Here is a 23,287-nt window from a genome sequence, read left to right as displayed (position 1 = left end):
TCTCTCGGGTCTCTCAGAGGTACGGGGGCGCGCTGACGCCGAGCAGGGACAGGCCGCCTGCCAGCACCGTCCCGGCGGCTTCGGCGAGGGCGAGCCGGGTGCGGTGGGCGGCCGAGGGTTTCTCGTCCCCGGCGGGAAGCGGTGACGCGGCGTCGTGGAAGTCGAAGAACGCGTGCGCGACCGCTTCGAGGTGGCGGGCGAGCCGGTCGGGTGCGCGGTGGCGGGCGGCGGCGGCGAGGACGGCGGGGTGGTCGGCGACGACGGCGAGGAGCGCGAGCGCCTCGGGCCCCGGCGCCTCACCTGCGTCCTGGCCGGGGTCGCCCGTGAACCCGAGCAGTTTCGCGCCGCGGCTCAGCGCACGGGTGCGGGCGTGCGCGTAGCGGACCAGGAACAGCGGGTTGCCCTCGCCCTGGACGAGGAGCTCGCCCCCGAGCGGGGCGCGGTCGTGCCCGGCCGGCCGGAGCAGCCCCCAGCGGGTGGCGTCGGGCCCGAGCCGTGCGAGCAGCTCACCGGCGGCGGCACCGGCCGGGACGGGCCGTATCTCCGTGAGGGGTACGGGGGGCCGTCCGTGGGCGTCGACGGTGATCCCCAGCCCTGCCCAGTCCGGGTCGGCGGCCTCGTCGCAGCTGATGCGTACGGGTGCGCCCTGGGCCCGTACCAGCCGGCGCACCGCGTCGGCGGTGACCGCGGCCCGGACCTCGCGGGCGTGGCTGAATTGCAGGGGTGCCCCGGCGAGCGCGTCGCCGTGCCCGTACCGCGTCCCGCGCTCCAGCACCTGGCGGACGAGTGCGCCGTGGGCGGCGGCGTCGGTGGCGGCGTCGAGCGTGAAGTTCAGGAAGCCGGGGCCGGTGATCTCGACCCGCCCGATCCCGGGCGCCCCGGCGATGCGCATCCGAAGGATCTCGGCCACCTCGCGTGCGGGCAGTGCGGCGGGCCCGGCCAGCTGGAGGGCGACGGCACTGGCGTAGTCGCCGCGCCCGCCGGGCCGCGTCCTCTCCACTCGCACGCGCGCGGGCACGGGCGCGCGCAAGGCGTCCTCGTCGACCGCGCGGCGCACGGCGTGCAGCACGGTCGAGGAGAGATCGGCGGGGGTCACGGGACAAGCGTATGGGAGGGAGGGGGGCCTTTCGCGAACCGGTTTCGCCATCCGGTCAGCATCCGGTCAGCCGGCGGCGCTCTCCGCCCGCCCCGCACCCTGCCTGCCGTCGAGCGCGGGCGGCCGGCCGCGCTCCATCAACTGTCGTACGACCCGCACCAGCTCGCTCGGCTCGAAGGGCTTCGCCAGGAACGCGTCGACCCCCGCCGCCACGCCGTTGTCCACCTCGTACGGCGTACAGGCACTGATGATCGCGACGGGCAGATGCCGGGTCCGCGGATCGGAGCGGAGTCTGGTGGCCGTCTGCAGACCGTCCAGCCGGGGCATGACGACATCGAGCGTGATGACATCGGGGCTGACCCGATGCACCAGATCCAGACACTCGACACCATCGGCCGCGGTCACGACCTCGAAGCCCTCAAGCTCAAGATTGACCCTGATCAACTGCCGGATGACCTTGTTGTCGTCGACAACAAGCACGCGGCCGGACGCCACTGACACTCTTCGAGAGTAGGCGGGCCGGAGTGGCTGCGTCCGGGTTTTGCCCACTTCCGTCCCCGGAGGGGTGGCGGCGAAGGTTGGCCGGATGTGTGTGCGACGGTCCGGGCGCGCCGTCCAGCCCCTTCGCGGCGGCTCCGCGCTGTCTCTGTGGTGCCTGCGCGGCGACTCTGTGGCGGCGCGGAAATACCTGTTCACGGCCACCCCGTCGAAGCTGGTAGTGTTTCACCCGTCGCAGAGCAACACCGCGATACGCCCCCGTAGCTCAGGGGATAGAGCATCGGCCTCCGGAGCCGGGTGCGCAGGTTCGAATCCTGCCGGGGGCACTTCCACCGGAACAGCGTGATTACGGCGCTGGACAGGTGAAGTGCCAGACTTCGAGAGCCGGACCCAGTGTCACTGGGTCCGGCTCTTTTGTCGTTGCGTGACCAGTGACCGGTGACCAGCGCTGTCAGGCCCGCGTCCAGGCCCTAGTTCTGCGGCGCCAGGGTGCGCAGGACGCAGAACTCGTTGCCCTCGGGATCTGCCATGACCACCCAGTTCCGGTCCGAGCCCTGACCCACGTCCGTCCTGGTGGCACCGAGACCGAGCAAGCGGCTCACCTCGCCCTCGGTGCTGTCGTCGATCGGGCTGACGTCGAGGTGGAGCCGGTTCTTCACGGCCTTGCCCTCGGACACCTGGATGAACACCAGGGTGGGCGGCATCTGGCGGGTCCGGACGTCTTCGACGGTCGGCGCCCAGGAGCCGATCTCGACCTTGCCCTCACTCCGGTCGATCACCTGGAAATCCAGCACCTCGCACCAGAAGGCCGCGAGCCGCTCCGGATCGTGGCAGTCGACGGACAACTCGGTGAACCTACTCGCCATGACTCCCCCAGACCGTACGGACGGGGGCCAGCGTACTGTCCAGGCCGCCTGCGGGCCCGGCCGGTACCGGCCGGGCCCTCTGTGCGCGACTCACTTAGCATCTCCGGCCATGAGCGATGCGGAGCCCCTTCTCGACTGGCTGCAGAACTGGTACGCGCAGCAGTGCGACGGCGACTGGGAGCACGAGTGGGGCGTGAAGATCGCCACGCTCGACAACCCGGGCTGGACCATCGAGATCGATCTTGAGGAGACGGACCTGGAAGAACGCGAGTACAGCCTCCAGGGGTTCAGCCGCAGCACGCAGGACTGGGTCCGTACCTGGACCGCCGAGAAGACCTTCCACGCCGCGTGCGGCCCCGGAAACCTCACTGAGGCCCTCGCCCTGTTCCGAACGTGGGCGACAACGACCGCTCCCTGGACCGGTGCGGAGCCGGAGACGCCGAACCGGTGACCTGAGGGGCCGGCGCACCCTGTGGGCACCTGGCTGGGAGTCGCCCGCGCCGAGAGGTAGTCCGTCGGGGTGTACCCCAGGCCGAAGCGGTTGCTGTGCGGCCCAGCCGCTGAGTTCCGGAGCTACTGGACAGCCTCTCCCTGAGCGGTCTCCCGGCTCCGGCGCACTTCGTTCACCGCCTCCGCGGCCTCCCGGCGCACCTCGGGGTGGGGATGCTGAAGGAACCGTTCAACGACCGGAAGCACCGCCTGGTCATGAGTCGAGCCGAGTACGCCCAGGACGTAGTCCAGGAGCACAGGCTCAAAGGCATCCGCACCGACGGCGAGCGGCTCCACCACCCGGTAGGGGAGCTCGTAGTGCGTGGAGGCGGTGAGAACCGCGTGCAGCGCGGACTCCCGTACCGGGTGGCTCTCGTCGGAAAGCGCGACTGCGACGAGGTGTTCGACGGCCCGCTCGGCGTCACCCGGCGTCAGGCGACCCGTTTCCAGGACGTCGCTGATGACATCGAGGCAGAGGTCCCGGCGGCCCGCATCGGAGCCGTTCAGTTCTTCCCAGGCCGATTCGATCAATGCCGTCAGGCCCTGATATCCGTCCATGACCAGAGCTTAGGAAGGGTCAGCCGGTCGGGAAGTGGTCCGGAGTGCTGATCCGGTCCTTGAGCAGTGCTCCGGACTCGGTCAGCACGCCGCTGGTGCTGTAGTCCGTGCCGTCGCACGTACCCGGCCGGAGCGCGGCGCTGCTCTCCGGAGCGTCGGAGTAGGTCCAGTTCGCGTAGCTGATCTTCAGCTGGTCGAGGAGGTCCAGCCAGGTCGTGGTGCTCGCCCGGTCCATCGTCCCACCGCCGGTGGCACTCACCGTGCCGAACTCGGTCACGAACAGCGGCAGTTGTGTGGCGGCCCGGCTCACGGCCGCGCGGTAGTTGTCCTTGTGGCTCGCGGCGTAGAAGTGGAACGTGTACATGATGTTGGCGGCGTTGACGGGGTTGTTGACGATCTCGCTCTCGCCCGAGCCGTCGGAGACTCCCAGGGAGGACCAGCCACGGGTGCCGACGATGACGACCGCGTCCGGGTCGGCGGCCCGGATGACCGGGATGACCTGTTCGGCGTAGCTCTTGATGGCCGACCAGCTCACGCCGTTGGGCTCGTTGGCGATCTCGTAGATCACGTTCGCCTTGTCGGCGTTGCGGGCGACGACGGAGGCGAAGAACGTCCTGGCGCGGTCGAGGTTGTAGTTCGGATCGCCCGGCGTCAGGGTGTGGAAGTCGATCAGGGCGTACATGCCCCGGTCCTCGGCCATGTCGACGAGGCCGTTCACGCGGTCCGTGAAGCCCGCCGGGTCGGTCTCGTAGCCGTCTTCCTGCACGTACATCGCGATGCGCAGGAGGTCCGCCTTCCAGTCATGGGCCAGCGCGTCCATCGAGGCGGCGTTGTAGCACTGACTGAACCACTGGATGCCGTGGGTGCTCATGCCCCGCAGCTGTACGGGGCGGTCGTACTGGTTGCACAGGTTCACTCCGCAGACGTGGAGCCGTCCGTTGATCCCCACGGGGGTGCCGTCGTCCACGACCGGCGGGGGCCCGTCGGAGCCCGTGCAGGTGACGCCGTTGAGCGTGAACGCGGAGGGGGCCGGGTTGGCGCCCGTGAAGGAGCCCGTGAACCCCAGGTCGGCCGCCGCGCCGGTGGCCAGCGCGGCGTTCCAGTCCGGGGCGGTGGCGGTGACGGCGGAGCCGGACTGCGACCAGGTGGCGTTCCAGCCCTGCGCGAGCCGCTGCCCCGTGTCAGGCATGGCGAATCCGAGCTTCCAGCCGGCTACGGGGGCGCCCAGGTTGGTGATCTTCACCGCGGCCTGGAAGCCGCCCTGCCAGGTGTTGGTGACGGTGTAGTCGACCCGGCAGCCGGTGGCGGCCACCGCCGCCTGGGGAGTGACCAGTGCCGTGAGGCCCAGGACCGTCGCGCAGGTCGCCAGTAAGGCGAGAAAGCGTTTCAAGGCGTTCCTCCTCGTGCGAAGCGGACAACGACGATGGGAGCCATGGGAGTTGTGCGGGATATGGGAGCGCTCCCATTTCTCCGTTGGCCCGAGACCGTACACCCGTACGCCGATGGCGCAGAAGGCATCCGACACCGGGAGATTCCGACGACCCGGCCCGCGCCCGGGGTTCGGGCGTCCCACCGGATAACAAGATGATCAATAAGTGGATCACTTTGCCCACTACTGAATCCTGTGCCCGGTTAGTGAAGATCATTCAACCTTCACGTGAAGGCGTGTTCATGGCACTCTCACGGAGCAAGCGGCAGCGTCGACGTGTGGAAGAGGCGAGCACGCCGGCAGTTGTCGCGCCGCGGGGAGTCTGACCCGGACAGCGGGCCGCCTGTCATGCTCATGCAGAGGTGCTGCCGAACGGTCTAGAGATTGCAAGGCAGACATGTCAATGCTCAGAGACGTCGGCAGACGCCGGCGTCGCATACGTTCCACACTGGCAAGAGCCACCAGTGCGACGGCGCTCGTCACCGCCGCGGCCGTACTGATGGGTGTGATCCAGGCTCCGCAGGCGCTGGCCGCCCCGGCGCCCGAGGAGGACACCGGGTACACCCGTAACAGCGTCGGCGAGTCCCCCCGGCGTGACCGCTGCCTCGCGGGTGTGGCGCTGCACGTCGGCGGACCGCAGATGAAGGCCAAGGCCATCGAGGCCCTGACCGGCACCGACGCGCAGCTCCGCGAGGCCATCGGCGACATCGGCTGGATCGGCTTCGGCCCCCTGGGCACGGCCGGAACCGCCGACGAGGACGACGGCAAGGCCTACCGGGACGCCATGGACCTGCGTACCGAGGAGCTCGACGAGGCCAACAAGCCCTACCGCGAGTCCGCGTGGGCCAGCGACGACATGGAGTGGCACGCGCCCGCGTTCGGCGCGGACGTGAACTACTTCACCGCGATCAACCAGGTCCAGCTCGTCTCCCCGCTCGGCTGGGACGGCCACAGCGAGGCCAGCGACGAGGCAATCGCCCGCGCCCGGGTCATCACCGACGAGAACGAGGGCAAGGACAGCTGGAACGACGCCGCGGCGAGCGACATGCTGCGGGACGTCGGATACGACTACTCGGGCGGTACCACCTCCAGCGACATCGCCTCCTACCTGCGGCGCGGCGGATACTCGACCGAGGCACCGGCCGAGGACTCGCCCGAGTACCGCGTCGAGGTCGAGGACCTCAAGCAGGCCTGGGCGGCCTGTGACTACCAGAACCCGATCGACCCGCGCCGCAAGCTCAACGCCCCGCTCATGACCGCGATGGTCGAGTGGGAGTCGGAGTACGCGGGGCAGGCCCCCCAGCGGGCCGCGGTCATCCAGGCGGAGGCGGACGCCGCCGCGGCGACCCAGTCCGCGACCAACGACATGGTCGAGGCCATCCGGCAGGCCTGGATCGTCGAGCAGATCCTGATCTGGCGCAAGTACTGGCAGGACGAGCTCGCCAACGACCCGGACACGATCTTCGAGAAGCCCGACCAGGCGTTCTACGACAAGGCCACGGCCGACCTGAGCGCCGCCCGCACCAAGGTGGCCGCCCTGGTCGTCTCGGCCAAGGCGCAGGCGGGCAAGGCCGCCACGGCCGCGCAGAAGGCCGCGACCGCGCAGCAGGAGGCCTGGGCCGTCGCCGACAGCGCCCATGTTCCGCGCGGCCGGGGCCTGATGTACGCCCAGCAGTCGGTCCAGGTGGCCCGCGCCTCCGCGGCCGCCGCCACAGCCGCCTCGAAGGCGACCGAGACCGCGCTCTCCGCCGCCAACGCGACGATCGCGAACGCGGACGCCCTGCTCGCCAAGGCGCAGACCGACTCGCACGCCATCAGCACCGAGTTCCGCCGCGTCGCCGCCGAGGAGGCCGCCGCCCAGGCGAAGGCCGCCGCCGACAGCGCCGAGACCAACGCCGGGGCCGCCGCCGACAGCGCGAAGACGGCGAAGGACGCCCGCACGACGGCGGAGCAGAAGCGGAACAAGGCCGAGACGGCCGCCGCCACCGCCGCTTCCGAACGCGCCAAGGCGCAGACGGAGAAGGCCAACGCGGCCGCCTCCCGCGCCACTGCCGCCACCGAGCGGGCCAAGGCGCAGGAGGCCGAGCAGCGGGCGGCGACCCAGCAGACGACGGCCAGTAGCGCCGATACGGCTGCCGAGACCGCGACCACCGACGCGACGGCGAAGCGCAAGGTCGCCACCGAGAAGGCGAAGGCCGCGCAGACCGCGCGTGAGAAGGCCGTCGTCGCGCTCCGGGCGAAGCAGGCCGTCGCGGCCCGCGCCGCCGCACTCGAAGCGGCGGCCACCGCTGCCGAGGGCACCGCCGCTGCCACCGAGACCCGGGCCTCGGCCACCGCCGCCCGTACGGCGGCGAGCCAGGCGGCCCAGGCCGCCACCGCCGCGCAGACCGCGGCGGACGAGGCGACCACCGCCGCCGTCGGCGCGCGGACCGCCGCGACCAAGGCGGAGGGCGCCGCCAAGCGTGCCGAGGCCGACGCGGTCAAGGCGTGGTCGGCATACCGCACGTCCCTCGACGCGTCCTCCTCCGCGTACGCCGCCGCTGCCGTGGCCCTGGACGCTTCGCAGGACGCGGCGCTCCTCGCCGACAACGCCGCCACGGCGTCGGGGAACGCCACGGAACTGGCCAAGAAGGCCGAGCAGGAGTCGGTGGCGGCCGGGACCGGCGCGGCCGCGGCTGTGAAGACTGCCGCGACCGCGGTCGGCCGCGCCTACGCGGCCGGACAGGCGGCGCTGGCTGCGCGTGACAGCGCGAAGGAGGCGATCACCGCCTCCAACGAGGCCATCGCGGTGGGAACCCCCTACCGGGTGACGGACAGTTCGGCCGCGTTCGCCGTACTCGTCGGCCAGTCGTCGAAGACAATCGCCGAGCAGCAGGCGGCGGCTGCCGAGGCCAAGGCCACCGAGGCGGCAGCGGCGTCCGAGTCCGCGCAGCAGGCTGCCACGCAGGCCACGGGCGACGCCAAGCTCGCCGCGGAGGCCGCCGCACGTGCCGCGAGCGATTCGGTGCGTGCCGTCGAGGCCGTGACCCGCGCCCAGGCGTCCGCCGCCGAGGCGTCGGCCGCCCACAAGGGTGCCAAGAGCGCGTCGACCGAAGCGGCCGGATTCTCGGAACAGGCGGGTACCGACGCGGCCAGTGCCGCTCTCCTCGCGACCGACGCGCGCGACACCGCCGACGCGGCGGACCGCGAGGCGACCGACGCCGAACGGCACGTCGCGGAGGCGAACGAGAAGGCGGGCCGGGCCGGGGAAGCCGCCAAGGGCGCCCAGGACAAGGCGGATCAGGCGGAGAAGGACGCCAAGGACGCCGAGGGCAAGGCGTCCGACGCACAGGGCGACAGCACCGCCGCCGAGGATGCGGCCGAGCAGGCGGAGAAGGAACAGCGCGAGAAGAACGAGGCCGCGCACCAGGACGCCCTCGCGGAGGGCGTCACGCCCATCAAGGGCGGCGCCGACAACTGGCCGGTCCTGGGCGAGCGCGAGGAGAAGATCCTCCTCGACGCGTGCGGCCAGACCTGTGTCGACGACTACCGGGGCGGCCTGAAGGCCGTCTCGGTGGACCTCGTGGCGTGGGTGAAGGCCAACGGCGGACAGATCCTGTTCGATCAGCTCGACGCGGCCGACGTTAAGGAGTGTCTGGCCGGCTACGACGTCGAGGACTGCCTCTGGGATCTCGTCGACATCGCCTCCTCCGTCGCGATCGTGGGCAGGGTGCCCGCGCTCGCCCAGGCGGTGGAGAAGGTGTCCGAAGGCGTGCGGCAGATCTTCGTCGACGCCGACAACGCCCTGCGCCGGCTCACCGAGCTGACCGCGGTCATCAGTGACGTCCGCTCCACCCCGCGCCTCAACCAGTGCCTCGCCGGAGTCGCCCTGCACGCGGGCGGCGCCAAGATGAAGGCCAAGGCCATCGAGGGCCTGACCGGCACGAACGAGCAGCTGGACGCCGTCATCGGTGACGTCGGCTGGATCGGGTTCATGCCCCTGGGGCAGGCCCGAGACCAGGACGAGAAGGCCGGCTACGCCTTCCGGGACGCGATGGCGGCCCGTGAGGCCCTCCTGGAGGACGCCAACCGGCCGTACGCGATGAGCTCGTTCGACGACGGGATCACCCTGCACGCGCCGGAGTTCGGCGAGGACATCCTCGGGTTCACCCTGGCCTCCCAGGCCGAGCTGTCCCAGCGGCTGGGCTGGGACGACCACACCAACGCGGGCGACGAGGCGCTGGCGAAGGCCCGGGAGGTCACCGAGCAGAACCGGGGCAAGGACAGCTGGCACGACTTCGAGGCCGACGTCATGCTGCGGCCCTCGAATGTGAGCAACACCCGGTACTCCGGCGGTACGACCTCGGCCGACATCGCCAGTTACCTGCGGCACGGCGGCTTCCTCGGCAAGAAGGTCGCCGAGGACTCCCCCGAGTTCCGCGTCGAGGTCGAGAGCCTCAAGCAGGACTGGGCCTCGTGCAACCACCAGGACCCGGTGGACCCGCGCAACTCCCTGAGCGAGGTCGTCTCGCAGGCCTCGGCCGAGTGGGACGCGGAGTACGCCGGCCAGGCGGCCCCGCGTGCGGTCATCATGCAGGCGGAGGCGGACGCCGCCGCCGCGACCCGGTCCACCGCGGACAACATGGTCGAGGCCATCGGCCAGGCGTGGCTCGCCGACCAGATCCTGCGCTGGCAGAAGTACTGGCACGACCAGCTGGAGAACGACCCGGACGACATCCTCAAGCCGAAGCAGGCCCTCTTCGACAAGGCGAAGACGGACCTCGCGAAGGCCCGGGGCAAGGTCCAGGCGCTCGTCACCACCTCCCAGCAGCAGGCCACCGCTGCCAAGGCCGCCGCGCAACGCGCGGTGACCGGCCAGCAGCAGGCCTGGGCGATCGCAGACGCCGCAGAGGTGCCGCGCGGGCGCGGGCTGCTCTACGCCCAGCAGTCGGTCCAGGTAGCCCGCGCCTCCGGTGCGGCCGCCACGGCCGCCGCGAAGGCGACCGAGACCGCGCTGAACGCGGCGAACGCGACCGTGTCGACGTCCGAGGCGCTGCTCGCCCTGGCGAAGACCGAGGCGCACGCGGTCAACACCGAGTTCCGCCGGATCGCCGCGCAGGAGGCCGCCTCCCAGGCGAAGGCCGCGGCGGACAGCGCCGACGCCTACGCAGCCTCGGCCGCGGCGAACGCCGCCACGGCCAAGAAGGCCAAGGAAACCGCCCTGGCGGAGGAGGAGGACGCCCGCAAGGCCGCAGCCGAGGCTCAACGGACGCGTGCTGTAGCCGAGTTGGAGCGCGCCAACGCGGCGGCCTACCGGGCCACCGCGGAGAGCGAGCGGGACAAGGCCGCCGGCCATGAGGCGGATGCGGTCGCGCAGGGCCGGATAGCCTCGGACGCGCGTGCGTCGGCGGAGGCGTCCGGAGCCACGGCGTCGTCCCGCAGGGCCGACGCGGAGCAGGCGGAGCGCGACGCGGTCGCCGCCCGTGGCGACGCCCTTGAGGCCGAGCAGCGGCGGGACTCGCTGAAGGCCAAGGCCGCGGCACTGGAGGCGCACGCCGACGCGGTGGACAGTACGGACGCGGCGGAGGCGGCCCGTGCCGCGGCCACCGACGCCCGTAGCGCCGCCGACACCGCGACGACGGCGGCCACCAACGCACGCGCGTCGGCGAACGCGGCCACGACCGCGGCCACCAACGCCCGTGAGGCTGCCACCAAGGCACAGGGCGCGGCAGCGCGCGCCAAGGCGGCGTCCGACGCCACCTGGGCGTCCTACCTGGTGGCGGCCGGTTCCGCCGCGGCAGCCCACGCCGCGGCGGCCGAGGCCATCGACGCCTCGGAGGCGGCGGCGCTCGACGCCAAGGGAGCCAAGGAGGAGTCGGAGAAGGCTTCCGCCGCGGCCAAGACAGCGAAGGAGGAGGCGGCGGCCGCTCGCAGTGAAGCGGTCCAGACAGCGTCCTGGGCGGCGACCACCGCGGGCAAGGCGCTCGCGGCGGTGCAGTCGTCACTCGCGGCGCGGGACTCCGCAGCAGCGGTGAACAAGCCGGCGAACGAGGCGATCAGCCTCGGCGGCCCGTACCAGGAGACCGACAGCTCGGCCGCGTTCGCGACGCTCCTCGGCCAGCAGTCCCTGACGGTCGCACAGCAGCAGGCAGCCGCGGCCGGCGCCACGGCCGACATGGCCGAGGGGTTCTCCGCGGAGGCGAAGGCCCTCGCCGCGAAGGCCGCGGCGGACATGAAGCTCGCAGCGGAGGCGTCCGCGGCAGCGGCGTCCGACGCGGTCCGCGCCGCCAAGGCGTACCAGCGGGCCCAGTCCTCGGCCACCCAGGCCGCGGCGGACGCGAAGCTCGCTCAGGCCTCGGCCAAGCGCGCCGACGGCTATGCCCAGTCGGCGGGCGCGGACGTAGCGAAGGCCTGGACGGCGTCGAACGACGCTCAGACGGACGCGGCCGCAGCGGACAGCGCGGCCACCGAGGCGGAGCACGATGCCGCTTCGGCCCGCGCCACGGCCACCAAGGCCGAGGAGGACGCGGCCAGTGCCCGCTCCACCGCCACCAAGGCGGAGACCGACGCGACGGCGGCGGAGAAGGCCTCCGAGGGCGCGTGGGACGCGGCGAACGAGGCTCAGGAGGCCGCGGACCGGACGGAGAAGAGCGGCAACACCGACCAGATCACACAGGGAGTCACCACTGGGATCGGCGGGGTGTGGGCGGTCCTCGACCACATCGAGTACATCGGTGATCCCAAGAACGTCGTCAAGGACAACTGCAACCCGATCATTCACTTCGGGGACTGCACGATCACGGCTGATGTCACGTACAAGTCGCACGTCGACCTGTTCATGTGCATGGCCACCCCGGAGTCCTATTCGGGCAGTTGCCCGAACGCGGAGACGGTCTACCTCGGCCCGGAGGTCTCGGACGCCGAGACCAAGCGGATGTCCTACACGCTGTCGATGGTCGACTTCAACTCGGGCATTGATCCGGTCGACATCCTGCTCGGCGACTTCATCGGCTGCGCCAAGCTGATCACCCCTGGTGTGTCGGGCGGCAGCTGGGGCGACTGCGCCTGGGCGGCCAGCTGGTTCGTCGCGGGCGCGCTCTTCAAGGCGGCCAAGACCGCGGTGACGGCGATGGACGCCGCCGCCAGGACCGGAATCGGCTTCGTCGACGCGTGGAAGGCGCTCCGGTCCGTCGGCCTGACCGAGGCTGCCGTCGAGGGCATGGTCAGCCGCATCGTCCGGAAGCTCAACGATGCGTGCGAGACGGTCAGCACCGCGACCTTCAGACAGGCGTCCTTCTCCGCCGCCGCGTCCAGCGGTGGCAAGACCGGGCCCGGTTGCTGGGTCGGTGGACTCAACGGGCCCGGGGCCTGGTCGCAGGCGAACGAAGGCATGTCCGCCGGTGCCGCCGCCTACCAGCAGCGGGTTACCGGCGGGGTGCCGGAAGGCTTCGTCTACAAACTCAAGATGAAGTACCCGGTGGCCGGACGGAAGGGCGAGTACGTAAAGCTCGACGGCTATCAGGACGGCAAGCTGATTGACGCCAAGTTCTGGGAGGACAGCAAGATCATCGACCCGGCCACGGGTAAGTTCAAACCGTTCATCACCGCCCCTGTGACGGAGGCCAAGGCCCAGGTAGCAGGAGCCAAGGCTGCGGGCAGCAACACGTACACGCCCATCGTGTACTACGTGAGCACACCCGAAGCCGCGACCGCATTTCGGCACATGGTCGCCGACACCCCTGAACTCGCAGGGAAGATCGACGTAATCTACATGCCGTAGAATGCTTTACCGGTGAGGCTTTTCCTGGAAGTTGACTCTTCAGGGAAAGCCTCACCGGAATCGTTTGCCGGAATTCTTTACCGGAATCGTTCGAGGAAAGACTGCGGTGAGGTCCAGAAAATGAGTCGTATGCTGTTTGTGCTCCGCTATCGGAATGGCGAACCGGAGCCCCTCGATATGGAGCTCCTACGGCAGCTTCTGACGCCGTACATCGTCGATGCCGACGAGGACCTGACGGCCGGCGTCCGGATCCGGACGGCCGATGGCCACGAGGTGGAGCTCGACATCAACGAGGTCTGCATCGCAGTCAGTCGTTTCCCGCCCGGCCAGTTCTTCGAAATACTGGCTCGGCTGGTGGATCGTCTCGGGGCAAGTCTCACCCTGACGGACCGGCCGGCGGTTCTGCGCGCGGAGGATGACCGGCCCCACCTTCCCGACGAAGCCTGGCGGGACGAAGCCGTCGTCGTCGAGATGACGGGCCCAGCCTTGGAAGAGTTCGTCAACGGCTCTTGACCAGCGCCTGCGCGGGACAGGGACCGAGCCCCCGTCCCGCGCAGGCAGTCCGCGTCAGCCCGACTGTCCCGCGATCCGGTCGAGCTGCGTCTGGATGAAGCTCTTCGAGATCGCGGCCTTCTTCGCATCGAGCATGTTCACGCCGTAGAAGACGGCGACAACGCCGTCTTCCCGCACGACCGTGTACGTCATCGGCACCTTCTGCTTGCCGATGTCACCGGTGATCCGGTAGTCGACGCTCTCGTCGCCGAGATTCGTCGCGGGAAGCTTCTCGACCTTGCCGTACGTAAGGCCCAGCGTCTTGAATCCCTTGGGGCACGCGGTAATCGCGGCGCGGAGGTCCTTCATGACCTGGGTGGCGTTCTCCTCCGAATGCGAGGCGAGCCACATCGAGCCCACTGTCGCATTGGTCGCCTCGACGGGCTGGAGGGATCGGTGCGTCTCACCCACGGCAGGGATGTGCGTGAATCCGCCGATGAGGCTGGCGAGGGGCTGGCATGCCTTCTTGTCCGCCTTCATTCCCCGCCCGGCCTCAACCTCCGCCTTGGCCACCTTCTTGGCGTTGATCCCCTTGGTCGTCCCCGTGAGAGTCACCTTTTCGAGGTGCTTGGTGTCAAGGGCCCCGATCCGCTTCGCCTCTGCCGCCTCTTTCTCCTCGGCACTCTGCTTGCTCTTCGCGCTGGGCGTGGCCTTCTTGGCGTCGGACCCGTCCGCATCACTGCTGCACGCGGATATCACCAGGAGGGCCGGAAGTACGGCGACGGCCGGCAGGATCCTTCGCAATCTCATTTTGTTCCTGACATTTTCACGGAGTAACGCATTGGAGAAACGATCTTACCGAGGGATAAGCCGAGTTCCAGTCACGTTTTGACTACGCCGCAGGTCGGTCCCCCGGGGCTTCACCACGCTCCCGCTCAACGCCGGCCGGGTCGTGGGAAAGCGGGACGCAACCGGACGGGAACGGAACTCGCCGGGCACGGAGGGAACCAACACGACGGCGGCCCGCACAACCCCAACAGGGCTTGTGCGGGCCGCCGTAGCGCCCGCGGCCGGTCGGCCGGAGGCATCCTGCGTAGTGGGGGCGCCGGCTCACCGGCAGCCGGGGGCCGTAATCCCGGGCAGGACGTCAATCCCGGGCAGGACGTCGACCGGTGCGGCGCTCGCCACCGCCGCCGTGGCGCCACGGCCCGGGTCCTCCCATTCCAGCAGCGGGAGACCGGCGCCGCCCGCCTTCAGCAGGGCCTCCCGGCGTACCCAGGCCCGGAGCAGTCCGGGACCGGGGTCCTGCGAGGTGGCCGCTTCCAGATCGGCCTCGGGCAGCATCCGTCGCAGCACCGCCATCGGGCCGGGCCGGCGGGTGGAGGGCTCCACGTCGATGCCCACGGCGCCGGGACCGGCCGCCGCCGCGACCAGGCCGTGGGCATGGCTCATGCTGACGCCGGTGCGGGGGCTGTCCCGGAGCGAGGGGCGGCCGTGCTCGTACCGCTCGCACTCGGGGCAGAACTGGATGAGCTCGTGGGCGTCCGGGGCGCGGCCGGTGAAGCGCGAGGCGCACAGGCGCAGCAGGAGCCGCGCCGCCACAACGTCGTCGCGGCGGGCCGGCACCCGTATCCGGTCCAGGCGTCGGTGCTCCCAGGGGGCGAGCATGTCCGCGTCCAGGTCCGGGTGGGACAGGACCTCCGCCGTGGTGGCCACCGCGGCCACCACGTGGTCCTGGCGCGGTGGGAGACCAGCGATCAACGGCGGACGCTCAACCGGACACCGCCCCGGAGGCCGCCGAGGGGACGGGCGGGGTCAGGAAGGTTCGCTGTATGCGGTCGAGGGTCCGGAAGTCGTCGATGGTGACTTCCTGGAGGTCGATGCTGTTGCCGGAGAGCTCCTCCAGCAGGTCGATGAACTCCAGGAAGTCCATGGAGTCGATGAGCCGCGCCTCGATCAGGTCCTCGTCCGGGGCGACAGTGCCGGTGAGGCCGGGGTTCTTCTCGTGGAGCCAGGCGGTGATGCTGTCCATGGTGTGGAACCGTTCCTTGTCGTACGGGTGTTATCGGGGGCGGACCGGCCGGGGCCCGGGGGCGGACCGGCCGGTCGCCGGGCCGGAAGGCGTTCAGTCGCGGGCGCGGCGGAGGCGGTCGAGGGCCCGCTCGGGGGTTCCGTGGGCGAGGACCATCGCGTGGACCCAGCGCTCGACGCCGAAGGCGACGCAGGAGCTGTACACGGGGTCCGGGGAGCCCGCGCGGATGTCCAGCCGCTCGCCGAAGAAGTTGCGGTGCCGGTTGACCGAGGCGATCGCGGTGCCGTCCGGGGCGCTGAACTCGTGCTTCACCGGGTCCAGCATCATCAGGCGGGCACGGGAGCCGCCCTTGTCGTAGAACGGGTCGTCGGCCGCGGCCCGGGTCAGCTCCAGGCCGAGCAGGGCGGCGGCCTCGCGGATGAACTCCGCTCCCCGGTCCAGGTGTTCGGATGCCCCGTCCTGGGTGCCGAGGTACAGCACCTCACGCATGTGGAAGCCCCAGAGCCGCCGCAGCCCGTCGTAGTGGGTCTCGTTGCGGTAGCAGCGGCCGGTCGCCGAGAGCCTCAGTCCGTCGGCGCCGATGTCCTGCCCCTCGAGCGAGAGCAGCAGTCCGTAGCAGGTGGCGGAGGGCAGGAGGTGGCCGGTCGGCTCCAGCGGGAGGCCGCCCGGCTGCTGCCCGCCGGCCAGTCCGTCGAAGGCGTCCGGGGCGAAACGTCCGGCGGCGACACCGAGATGGGGGAAGTTGCGGAAGTAGTCGAGCCGGGACAGCCCCTCCGCGGCGAGCAGCGGCGGGCCCACCACCTCAGGGGCCGAGAGTCTGGCCGCCAGCCCCGTCAGCAGGGAGTCGAGGCCGTGCAGCAGTGCGGTGTGGACCGGGTCCAGCGGGACCAGTCCGGGTGCCGGGCTCTTCAGGGTGATGCCCGGCGGCGTCGTGGTGTCGGATGTGCTCATGCAGACCGCTCCCTCTGAGGGTGGCGAAGCGCCGAGGAGCTGGTCCATCGGCAGGGCGGAACGTCCCGCTCCGCTGGTCAGGGCGGAGTGAAGTCCTGCGGGAAGGTGGCGATTTCACCGGAACGCAACGCAGTGCGCCGGCGGACGCCCCATCAGGGGCCGTGCCACGTAGGGACCTTAGGACGGGTCTCCATAATTTGTCTAGACCAAAGATGACGAAACCCCTTACGGCAGGGGCACATTGCCCCCGACGGCGAAACCCGCCCGTATGCCCGCTCCGGCGCGTCGCTTGACAGAGGTAATGGTCTGGACCACTGTGCTGATCGCGGGATCTCCACCGATCCGCCGGAGTGACCGCCCCCGATCCTGCTGTCCGCACCTCCCCGCGGGCTGCGGCGCGCTGCCCCCGGCCGAGAAGGAGTCCGTGTCCGCCATGCCCTTCTCACGCCCCCCGCGCGCTCTTCCTCCGGCGCCTGCCAACCGGACCCCGGGCCACCGTCAGGACGCCCAAGGCCCCCTGCCCAGAAGGTCAGAGTGATACCCAACACCCCGCAAGGCCCCCGCCGCCCCCGGCTGCACCGGGCGGCGTCCGACCGCCCCTACTTCAGCGCCGACGGCGAGTCCTACCTCGCGCAGACCACCCTGCGGGAGCTGAGCAAGTCGCGGCCGCTGCGGGTGCTGTCCGAGGAGGACTTCGCCCACTGGCAGACCTACGGCTACGTCGTCGTCCGTGAGGCGGTGCCCGCACAGACGGCCCGTCAACTGCTGGACTTCACGTGGGACTTCCAGGGTCTCGACCCGGACCGGCCGGACAGCTGGTACGAGGACCGTCCGTTCCGTTCGCAACTGGACCGTCAGCTGCACGTCTACGGCTTCGTCGAGGCCTACCACCACCAGTTGCTCTGGAACAACCGCCAGGCCCAGCGGGTGTACGACGCCTTCGTCGACGTGTGGGACTGCGAGGAGCTGTGGGTCACCCTGGACCGTCTCAACCTCAACCCGCCCAACGTCGGGAACCGGGACCGCGCCCTCATCGACCCCACGGACCGCGGCTTCGACATCGAGCTGCACTGGGACATCGACACCACGCTGGGCGTCCCGCCGCAGCGGGTGCAGGGCATCATCGCGCTCAACGACACCAGCCCGGAGACGGGCGGCTTCCAGTGCAACCCCGAGCTGTTCCGGCGGTTCGAGGAGTGGAAGACCGCCAGTCCCTCGGACCGGGACCCGATCCGCCCTTCGGTGGACCGCTCCGAGTTCCCGGTCGTACGGCCCGACCTGCACCCCGGCGATCTGCTGATCTGGAACGGCCTGCTCGCCCACGGGGTGGCGCGCAACACCTCGCGCGACGGGGTCCGGGCGGTCCAGTACCTGTCCATGATGCCCGCGCTGGAGGAGCACGAGCGGCTGCGGCACTCACGCGTCGAGTCCTGGCGGCACCTGCGCACCCCGCGCTGGAACCGCACCCTGGTCGGCGATCTCACCCGGCACGAGTCCAAGCGCTACCCCACCGCCACGCTCGACGGGCTCGGCAGCCGGCTGCTGGGCCTCACCTCGTGGAGCGACGGGGACCAGGAGCAGGGCCAGGAGCAGAGCCAGGGCCAGGAGCAGGGCCGGAGCCAGGACCAGGAGCCGCTCGCCGGCGGACGGAGCGAGGAGCCGTCGTGCGCCGCGTCTGCCTGACCCTCCCGACCAACCGGCCCTGCGCCGAGACCATCGCCGCGGTCGCCGCGGAGGCGGCCCACGGCGCCCGGCACTTCGGCGTCGAGGTGCACCTGCTGATCCTGGACTCGTCCGACGCCCCGACGCTCACCGGGCACCGGGCGGCCGTCTCCGGCCTGCCCCGGGAACCCGGCGTGGTCGTCCACCACCTCGACGAGGACCGGCAGCGGGCCTTCCTGCGGGAGATCGCCACCAGATCCGGCATCGCAGAGGCGGACCGGGTGCTCGACCTGATGCTGCCCGAGCGTGTGTCGTACGGGGCCTGCACCAACCGGGCCTTCCTGATCGCGGAAGCGCTCGGCTGCGAATCGGTGCACCGCCGGGACTCGGACAGCCGGTACCAGAGCCTGGACGGCGAGCCGGTCTTCCCTCTCCACCAGGAACTGACCTACCTGGGGCGGCGGGCCGCCGACGTGGCGGACCTGGTATCGCGCGGCAGACTCGACCCCGCCTGCACCGGCCGGCCGGTGGCCATGGTCGGGGGCTCCTTCATCGGCGAGATGTCCGTGGACGTCGAGGAGATCCGACGGCTCGACCCCGCCGTGCACCACGACCTCGTCGGGCTGTCGGTGCCCGAGGGCTATCCGGAGATCTGGCGGCGGAACCTGATCGAGGAGTCCTTCCGCGGCGCCGGGAAGAGCCCGTTCGCCGCCGACCTCACGACCCTCACCAGGGTCGCCCCGAACCGTGTGGACATGTGCAACATCGGCTTCGACAGCCGGGTCTACGGGGCGGTTCCGCTGCCGCCCGCCACCGACACCATCGGCAGCGACTACTTCCTCATCCACCTGGTCCACGACGCCCGCCTCCCCGGCGTGCTGCACAACCGCCACATAGTCAACTACCACACCGGTGAACGCCGTACCGGTGCCGGCTTCGTCGCCTACCAGGTGCGGCTGGCGAAGTTCCTGCTGTCGATGCCGTACTTCAACGCCGTGTACGCGGCGGCGGCAGCGGCCGGCGACACCCTGCTGGACCCGGCGGGCCGGGTCCGTTCCCGCGCCGTCGCCGCGCTGGTCCGGGGCAGTACACAGCTCGACCCGGCGGGGAACGCAGAGCGGTTCGACGTCATCGAGCGCTCCTACCGTGCGCTCGGCGGCCGGTACACGGCGGTCGCGGAGGCCCTCGCCGAGCGCCGCGGGCGCCTCCTCGACGAGGCCAGGGCGGACATGGAGGACTTCGCGCTGCTGATCGATGCCTGGGAACCCCTGGTACGGGCCGCCGGACGCGCCGGCCTCGGCACCGGTACCGCCACTGCCACCACGAGCGGGGTACCCCGGCCGGGGCGGGAACGTACCGTCACCGTCGCCTACGCGGGCGGCGAGGAACGCCGGGGCCCCGTCACGATGGGGCAGGCGAACATGATCCGCTGCATCCTGCGGGACGACCCCCTGCACATCAACAACCACGCCGTCTGGCCGGTGCCCGCGGGCACCGCCGCGGAGCGGGTGCTCGACGCGCTGCGCGAACTGGTCGTACGCCACGAAGCGCTGCGCACCACCTTCCCCGAACCGCCCACCGGTGCGCCCCGCACCCAAGTGGTCGCCGCCGAGGGCGATTTCACCGTACGCCTGCTGGACCACGAGGAGTTCGGCTCCGATCCCGCGCACTACGCGGAGACGGTGGCCCGCCAGGCCCGTGCGGGGCGGTTCCGGCTGGACCGCGACTTCCCCCTCCGCATCACCGTGCTCAGCCTGCGCGGAGCACCGGCCTTCGTCTCCCTGTCCTCCAGCCACGCGGTGACGGACGGCAGCGCCCTCGCCGTCCTGCACGAGGAGTGGCTCGCCCTGCTGGGCGGCGCCGTGCTGCCCCCGGTGGAGGCGCTCACCCCGCTCGACCTCGCCGCAGAAGAGGCAACGCCGGCAGGACTGCGCAGGTCGGAGGCGTCGCTGCGGTACTGGAAGCAGATCATCGGCACCGGGCCCCAGGAGATGTTCGCCGAACCGGCGGCCACCCGCGCCGACGGGCAGCAGCCGCAGCTCACCCTGCGCTCGCTGCGGGGCGCCCGCGCACTCGCCCAGGCGGCCAAGCGCACCGGCAGCCCCTCCCCCACCGTGCTGCTGACCGCCTGGTGCACGCTCGTCGCGCACCGCGCGGGCCAGTCCACCTGCGTCGCCGCCGCACCGCTGTCCAACCGGTCCCGCCCGGGGCTCGCCCGCTCGGTGAACACCCTGTCCCAGGACGCGCTCCTCTCCCTCGACGTGCGGGGCCCGTCCTTCGACGCCGTACTGCGCAAAGCGTGGGGGGCGGCGCTCGGCGCCTACCGCCACAGCCAGTTCGACTCGGTACGGCTGTGGGAGGCGATCGGCGAAACCACCTTCGAGCGGGGCAGCCACTTCGCGCGCGACGTGGTCTTCAACGACGTGAGCGGACTCACCGAGGCCCGCGGACCCGCCCCGGGCCAGGACACCCGGGACGACGCGCAGGATGCCGAACTCGACCTCGACTGGGGTCCGGTACAGGTGCTGCCGACCCGCCTGCTGTGCTTCGCCTACCGGACGCAGCCGCTGCTGCACCTCGGGATGTGGGCCGACCCCGCGCTGTTCCCCCGGGAGGAGGCGGAGACCTTCCTCACCGGTCTGGTGAAGCTGCTGGAGGCGGTCGCCTACGAGGACGTACCGCTGGCCGCACTGACGGAGATCACCGGAATCCGGCCCGCCGAGCGCGAAGGCGACTGGCGGCAGGTCGACGGCTGCTGGGTCTCACCGGCGGCGGTGGCGGACGCGCTGAGCGGCGCCCTGGGCGGCCTGCCCGTACACATCACGACGGACGACGGCTCCGTGCCCGCGCCGGACGGGGAGCGCATGACGGCCTTCATCGCGTCGGGCGGCGCGCCGCTCACTCCGGACGGAGCCCACACCGCGCTGATGGAAACGATCTCCGGGCCCAGTCCCTCGGGACTTCTGGCGCCCGTGCGGTACGTCATCGTTCACGATCCGCCGGCCGCTCCGGGCGACAGCTCCGCGTGGCTCCGGCAGCGGGTCCTCATGGAAGGGAACGGCCGTCTCCGGCCGACGCGAGATGACCACTGACGAACTGCTGGACCGGCCGGAGTCACCGGATTCCGCCCAGCTCCCCAGCCCCTGGAAGTCGGGTACCTTCCGGCTGTTCTTCACCGCCCGAAGTGCCTCGCTGCTCGCCGACGGCATGCTGATGGTCTCGCTGACCACGGCCGTGCTGGGGGCCGGATACGGCGCCGGGGGTGTGGGATACGCGCTGGCCGCGTGGATGGCACCGATCGCCCTGCTCGTGCTGTTCGGCGGTGTACTCGCGGACCGGTTCACCCCGCAGTTGATGATGGTCGCCGCCGACATGGTGCGGATGCTGGCCATGCTCGCGCTCGCGGCGCTGCTCCTCACCACCGAGGTGCGCCTGTGGCAGATCATGGCCCTGATGGCGCTCAGCGGCGCCGCGACCGCCATGTTCCAGCCGGGTGTGGCCAGCATGGTTCCGCAGGTCGCGCCGGACATCCAGCGCGCCAACGCACTGCTGCGGATATCCGAGGCGATGAGCGCGCTGGTCGGCCCCGGCCTGGCCGGACTGCTGGTCGGCTACTGGCAGGTGGCGGGCTCCTACTTCGTGATCGCGGCGGCCTACGGGCTCAGCGCGCTGGTCCTCGTACCGCTGCGCAGGCTCAGCGTCGTCCGGGAGGAGGGCGACGACCCGGTGCTGCACCGCCTGAAGGCGGGCTGGCACGAGTTCAGCTCCCGCTCCTGGCTGTGGGGCGTCATCGTCATCTGGGCGATCTACGGCCTGTTCGTCTTCGGCCCGGCCCTGCCGCTGGGCGCCGCCCTGCTCACCGAGCAGCACGGGGCGGACGGCTACGGCTGGATCGCCTCCGCCGACGGCGCCGGAACGATCGTCGGCGGTCTGCTCGGCATGCGGGTACGGCCCACCCGCCCGCTCGTCGCGGGCGCCTGCGCGATGTTCTGCTTCGCCCTCAACCCGCTTGCCCCGGCGCTCGGTTGGTCCTTCACCGTCACCATGCTCACCGGGGTCCTGGCCGGCTGCGGATTCGCCTTCTGGGGGGTGATGTGGGCGACCAGTGTGCAGTCCCACATCCCGCTCGCCGTGCTGAGCCGCGTGTACGCCTATGACGTCGCCGGGTCCATCATGGCCATCCCGCTGGGCAGGGCCCTGGCCGGCCCGGCGTCCGAGGCCTTCGGCGCGGACCGCGTACTGCTGTTCTCCTCGGCCGTCTCCGTGGTGTGCCTCGCCGTCATGCTGAGCGTGCCCGCCATCCGGAGACTGGGCCGGGCTCCGGGGGAGGCCGACGCCCCGGAACCACCGATCACCGCGGAGGAGGTCCCGGCGGTCGGTCCGGCCGGGCCTGCCTGAAAGAGCCGGTCCTACCGCGCCGGCAGGAAGGACATCGGCGGTGCCTGGGTGAAGCTGCCGGTGACATCTCCGACGAGTCCGCCTTCGAGGCCGGTGTCGCCGGCCAGATCGAGCTTCAGCGCGGGCGCACCGTCCGAGAGATCGAGTCCGGACATACGGACCCAGACGATGTTGGGCCGTGACGTCGACTCGTAGACGTAGATGCCGTTGGTCAGGTCCACGAGGGTGCGCCAAATGGTCTGCGAGGCGTAGGGCTTGTCAGGGTCGGCCACGCGGAAGGGCTGAGCGGCGTTACGCATCACGCTCAGCAGTGATGCGACGGCCTCAGTGGTGCTACCGGGCTGCGGGAGCCTGGACAGGTAGTACGCCGCGCGCGCAAAGCGGTCCGAGGGGTCGGTCCCGCCCGGCAGCGGCTCAGCTCCGCCCAAGCCCTCGACCGTGCGCAGGCGAGCGAGCTGCTCCTCGAACGGAGGCGAGTTGGTGACCACCGTGTAGGCCCGGTCATGGTGCACCCGAGGCGTCCCGTCCAGGTACTCGACGACCGCCGAGTCACCCGTCCGGTCGTCCAGCGCCATGTGCAGGGTCACCGGTTTCCCGCTCGACGGGTCGGTCTGCGCGACGACTTGGAGCTGAGAGCTCTCGATCCAGGCGACCGCGTCGGAGACGGTCGCGAAGTTGTCGAGTACGTACTGCATCCAGACCGCCACACTCAACGCCGGCCGGCTCTCGTCCCGCTCGCCGTAGTCGGACTCCGGGAGGAACAGCTGATGCGCCGCGAGACCGGCTTCGTTCACCCCGTCGACGGTCATCAGGTCATGTGCGGCGGCGACCACACTGCCGTATGCGGAGGCCCAGGTCAGCGTCCCGTCGAGGCCGTCCTCACGGGCCATGCCACGTGGAAACGCCCAGAGGTTCGTCGCCATCTCCTCCATCCAGTCCATGTTGCGTCCGGCAAGAACCGCCCCGCCGGCGTCGGCCCAGAGTGCTCGCGTACACATACGTTCTCGCTTTCCGCCCGTCAGAGATCCGAACTGGCCCGTAGTGGGCAGAAGCCATG

At 71.0% G+C, this 23,287-nt stretch carries 16 protein-coding genes and 1 tRNA gene; 7 read left to right on the top strand and 10 right to left on the bottom strand.

Features of this window, described 5'->3' with window-relative positions; all coding sequences use genetic code 11:
- Positions 1 to 13 precede the first annotated feature (13 nt).
- Together nrtL and OG892_RS28055 are read right to left on the bottom strand one after the other, a co-directional pair.
- Positions 14 to 1,096 (bottom strand): ArgS-related anticodon-binding protein NrtL, encoded by a 1,083-nt coding sequence (nrtL, locus tag OG892_RS28060; RefSeq protein WP_371630600.1) that lies wholly within the window; start codon positions 1,094 to 1,096, stop codon positions 14 to 16.
- 66 nt (positions 1,097 to 1,162) lie between these two features.
- Entirely contained in the window at positions 1,163 to 1,597 is a 435-nt protein-coding gene (locus tag OG892_RS28055) for a response regulator (protein WP_242436760.1), read from the bottom strand.
- A 251-nt stretch (positions 1,598 to 1,848) separates the two neighbouring features.
- Between OG892_RS28055 and OG892_RS28050 the strand changes: the two genes are divergently transcribed.
- Positions 1,849 to 1,920 (top strand) — tRNA-Arg (locus tag OG892_RS28050).
- Between the two features lie 144 nt (positions 1,921 to 2,064).
- Here OG892_RS28050 and OG892_RS28045 read toward each other — a convergent pair.
- A complete protein-coding gene (locus tag OG892_RS28045; RefSeq protein WP_073736896.1) occupies positions 2,065 to 2,460 on the bottom strand; it encodes a VOC family protein in 396 nt (131 codons plus the stop codon).
- Positions 2,461 to 2,569: 109 nt separating this feature from the next.
- On the opposite strand from OG892_RS28045, the gene OG892_RS28040 reads away from it, so the two are divergent.
- Entirely contained in the window at positions 2,570 to 2,911 is a 342-nt protein-coding gene (locus OG892_RS28040; protein WP_073736897.1) for an immunity 53 family protein, read from the top strand.
- Positions 2,912 to 3,033: 122 nt separating this feature from the next.
- Here the strand turns inward: OG892_RS28040 and OG892_RS28035 are convergent, their stop codons facing one another.
- Together OG892_RS28035 and OG892_RS28030 are read right to left on the bottom strand one after the other, a co-directional pair.
- Positions 3,034 to 3,507: a HEAT repeat domain-containing protein gene (locus OG892_RS28035; protein WP_371630599.1), complete on the bottom strand. Its 474-nt coding sequence runs from the start codon at positions 3,505 to 3,507 to the stop codon at positions 3,034 to 3,036.
- 19 nt (positions 3,508 to 3,526) lie between these two features.
- The gene (locus OG892_RS28030; protein ID WP_371630598.1) at positions 3,527 to 4,897 is read right to left on the bottom strand and encodes a cellulase family glycosylhydrolase; all 1,371 of its coding nucleotides are present in this window, start codon (positions 4,895 to 4,897) and stop codon (positions 3,527 to 3,529) included.
- Positions 4,898 to 5,333: 436 nt separating this feature from the next.
- Here OG892_RS28030 and OG892_RS28025 point away from each other — a divergent pair, with 436 nt between their 5' ends.
- Positions 5,334 to 12,695, top strand: a complete 7,362-nt coding sequence (locus OG892_RS28025) for a hypothetical protein (protein WP_371630597.1) — start codon at positions 5,334 to 5,336, stop codon at positions 12,693 to 12,695.
- Between the two features lie 129 nt (positions 12,696 to 12,824).
- Positions 12,825 to 13,208: a hypothetical protein gene (locus OG892_RS28020; protein WP_371630596.1), complete on the top strand. Its 384-nt coding sequence runs from the start codon at positions 12,825 to 12,827 to the stop codon at positions 13,206 to 13,208.
- A 54-nt stretch (positions 13,209 to 13,262) separates the two neighbouring features.
- On the opposite strand, the gene OG892_RS28015 is transcribed toward OG892_RS28020, so the two are convergent.
- From OG892_RS28015 to OG892_RS28000, 4 genes are all read right to left on the bottom strand, one after another.
- A complete protein-coding gene (locus OG892_RS28015) occupies positions 13,263 to 13,997 on the bottom strand; it encodes a hypothetical protein (protein ID WP_371630595.1) in 735 nt (244 codons plus the stop codon).
- 300 nt (positions 13,998 to 14,297) lie between these two features.
- On the bottom strand, positions 14,298 to 14,948 hold the full coding sequence (locus OG892_RS28010; RefSeq protein WP_371630594.1) for a 4'-phosphopantetheinyl transferase superfamily protein: 651 nt from the start codon (positions 14,946 to 14,948) through the stop codon (positions 14,298 to 14,300).
- A gap of 10 nt (positions 14,949 to 14,958) precedes the next feature.
- Positions 14,959 to 15,219: an acetyl xylan esterase gene (locus OG892_RS28005; RefSeq protein WP_073736902.1), complete on the bottom strand. Its 261-nt coding sequence runs from the start codon at positions 15,217 to 15,219 to the stop codon at positions 14,959 to 14,961.
- 93 nt (positions 15,220 to 15,312) lie between these two features.
- Positions 15,313 to 16,170: an aminoacyl--tRNA ligase-related protein gene (locus OG892_RS28000; protein ID WP_073736903.1), complete on the bottom strand. Its 858-nt coding sequence runs from the start codon at positions 16,168 to 16,170 to the stop codon at positions 15,313 to 15,315.
- A gap of 534 nt (positions 16,171 to 16,704) precedes the next feature.
- Here OG892_RS28000 and OG892_RS27995 point away from each other — a divergent pair.
- Genes OG892_RS27995 through OG892_RS27985 form a run of 3 tightly spaced genes read left to right on the top strand, consistent with a single transcriptional unit; the run spans position 16,705 to position 22,230 of the window.
- On the top strand, positions 16,705 to 17,853 hold the full coding sequence (locus tag OG892_RS27995; RefSeq protein WP_371630593.1) for a phytanoyl-CoA dioxygenase family protein: 1,149 nt from the start codon (positions 16,705 to 16,707) through the stop codon (positions 17,851 to 17,853).
- Complete coding sequence (locus tag OG892_RS27990; RefSeq protein WP_371630592.1) at positions 17,835 to 20,924, top strand: DUF6271 family protein; 3,090 nt, start codon at positions 17,835 to 17,837, stop codon at positions 20,922 to 20,924. Before OG892_RS27995 ends, OG892_RS27990 begins: the two co-directional genes overlap by 19 nt.
- Positions 20,914 to 22,230, top strand: a complete 1,317-nt coding sequence (locus tag OG892_RS27985; RefSeq protein WP_371630591.1) for an MFS transporter — start codon at positions 20,914 to 20,916, stop codon at positions 22,228 to 22,230. The genes OG892_RS27990 and OG892_RS27985 overlap by 11 nt, the downstream gene beginning before the upstream one ends.
- An 11-nt stretch (positions 22,231 to 22,241) precedes the next feature.
- On the opposite strand, the gene OG892_RS27980 is transcribed toward OG892_RS27985, so the two are convergent.
- Positions 22,242 to 23,228 carry a linear amide C-N hydrolase gene (locus OG892_RS27980; protein ID WP_371630590.1) on the bottom strand — a complete coding sequence of 329 codons (987 nt, stop codon included), beginning with the start codon at positions 23,226 to 23,228 and terminating at the stop codon, positions 22,242 to 22,244.
- Positions 23,229 to 23,287: the final 59 nt, after the last annotated feature.

The organism is Streptomyces sp. NBC_00341, from assembly GCF_041435055.1.
Taxonomy (GTDB): domain Bacteria; phylum Actinomycetota; class Actinomycetes; order Streptomycetales; family Streptomycetaceae; genus Streptomyces.
The sequence above is the reverse complement of the archived record's forward strand: the minus strand, read 5'-3'. Positions and strand labels throughout refer to the sequence as shown.

Coding starts and splice junctions, on each gene's coding strand:
- OG892_RS28045 (WP_073736896.1), bottom strand. CDS start 2,460: ATGGCGAGTAGGTTCACCGAGTTGTCCGTCGACTGCCACGATCCGGAG.
- OG892_RS28040 (WP_073736897.1), top strand. CDS start 2,570: ATGAGCGATGCGGAGCCCCTTCTCGACTGGCTGCAGAACTGGTACGCG.
- OG892_RS28035 (WP_371630599.1), bottom strand. CDS start 3,507: ATGGACGGATATCAGGGCCTGACGGCATTGATCGAATCGGCCTGGGAA.
- OG892_RS28025 (WP_371630597.1), top strand. CDS start 5,334: ATGTCAATGCTCAGAGACGTCGGCAGACGCCGGCGTCGCATACGTTCC.
- OG892_RS28020 (WP_371630596.1), top strand. CDS start 12,825: ATGCTGTTTGTGCTCCGCTATCGGAATGGCGAACCGGAGCCCCTCGAT.
- OG892_RS28015 (WP_371630595.1), bottom strand. CDS start 13,997: ATGAGATTGCGAAGGATCCTGCCGGCCGTCGCCGTACTTCCGGCCCTC.
- OG892_RS28005 (WP_073736902.1), bottom strand. CDS start 15,219: ATGGACAGCATCACCGCCTGGCTCCACGAGAAGAACCCCGGCCTCACC.
- OG892_RS28000 (WP_073736903.1), bottom strand. CDS start 16,170: ATGAGCACATCCGACACCACGACGCCGCCGGGCATCACCCTGAAGAGC.
- OG892_RS27985 (WP_371630591.1), top strand. CDS start 20,914: ATGACCACTGACGAACTGCTGGACCGGCCGGAGTCACCGGATTCCGCC.
- OG892_RS27980 (WP_371630590.1), bottom strand. CDS start 23,228: ATGTGTACGCGAGCACTCTGGGCCGACGCCGGCGGGGCGGTTCTTGCC.